This window comes from Flavobacterium bomense, assembly GCF_003970355.1.
This window is the reverse complement of sequence record NZ_RYDJ01000154.1, coordinates 1-1251: the sequence shown is the minus strand read 5'-3', so window position 1 is coordinate 1251 and position 1251 is coordinate 1. Positions and strand designations below refer to the sequence as shown.

Annotated in this window: 2 protein-coding genes; both read right to left on the bottom strand. The window is 36.0% G+C overall.

Annotated elements, in window-relative coordinates:
- The coding region (locus EKL98_RS16340) for an O-acetylhomoserine aminocarboxypropyltransferase/cysteine synthase family protein (protein ID WP_199740741.1) at positions 1-810 on the bottom strand (810 nt) is incomplete at its 3' end.
- Positions 811-829: 19 nt separating this feature from the next.
- On the bottom strand, positions 830-1251 hold a 422-nt coding region (locus tag EKL98_RS17705), incomplete at its 5' end, for a hypothetical protein (RefSeq protein WP_199740740.1).

Here is a 1251-nt window from a genome sequence, read left to right as displayed (position 1 = left end):
TCCGTAATCCCTTAAACCTTCGATACGAACTTTAGCAATAAAAGCAGCGTTTCCTAGCGCTTCGTGATAAACCAATCCGTGGTAACTTGCCGAGGGCTCCGTAAATTCAGGGAATTTTCCGCTGCTCCAATCGAAAGTTCCTGCATCGATAACGGCTCCTCCAAGTGACGTTCCGTTTCCTGCAATATATTTGGTCAAGGAATGAATCACAATATTGGCTCCGTATTCGATTGGGTTCAATAAATAAGGAGAAGGAACCGTATTGTCCACAATAAAAGGAACTTTAAAAGCTTTGGCTTCCGCTGAAATGGCTTTCAAATCCAATACGTCTAATTTTGGATTTCCTAAACTCTCTGCAAAAAATACTTTTGTGTTTTCATTGGCGGCTTTGGTGAAATTGCTTGCATCTGATGGATCTACAAACGTAGTTGTGATTCCTAATCTTGGCAAAGTCACTTTTAACAAATTATAGGTTCCACCATATAAACTATTGGAGGCCACGATATGATCGCCTGTCTTGAGCAAAACCAATAATGATGTTGCAATGGCTGCCGTTCCCGAGGCTGTAACTACTGCTGCTATTCCACCTTCGAGGGCTGCCAATCGTTGTTCTAGTATATCGTTTGTTGGATTATTTAATCTTGTATATATAAATCCCGCTTCGGCAAGTCCAAATAAATTGGCAGCGTGATCTGAATTATTAAATACATAAGAACTAGTTTGATAGATTGGGACCGCTCTGGTTCCTGCTGTTTTAGTAACGTCGTGTCCTGCGTGTAATGCGTTTGTTGCAAATTTTGGAGTACTCATAATGAATTGAATTTAGATTTTAGATTTGTTTGTTTTGACTTTGGTCTAAATTATATTGAAAAATCCCAGAATTAGTTCCAAATAAAACTTTATTATTGGGTAAAGGATAGATACATTCCATTCCTCGGTTAAAACTTCCTTGCAAATTAAGAAATAAATCGATGTATAATTGTTGATTTTTGGATAAAAAATAACCAGCCTCATCATCTTGAATAAACCATGTTCTATCTGGAGATTGAAGTATTTTTCGTATATTTTTTGAAGGATCAAAAAGTTTGTTTAAAGGTTCAAAAGGTTCAAACCTATTGGTGGTAGTATTGTAAAAATAGATTCCAGTATTAGTTGTAAAAACAATTTTAGCATTCCAGTTAAAAACATTTATGTTATAGGGTGATTTGAATCCATTTTTATTTGTAAAATGATCAACAATATCCACTCGAG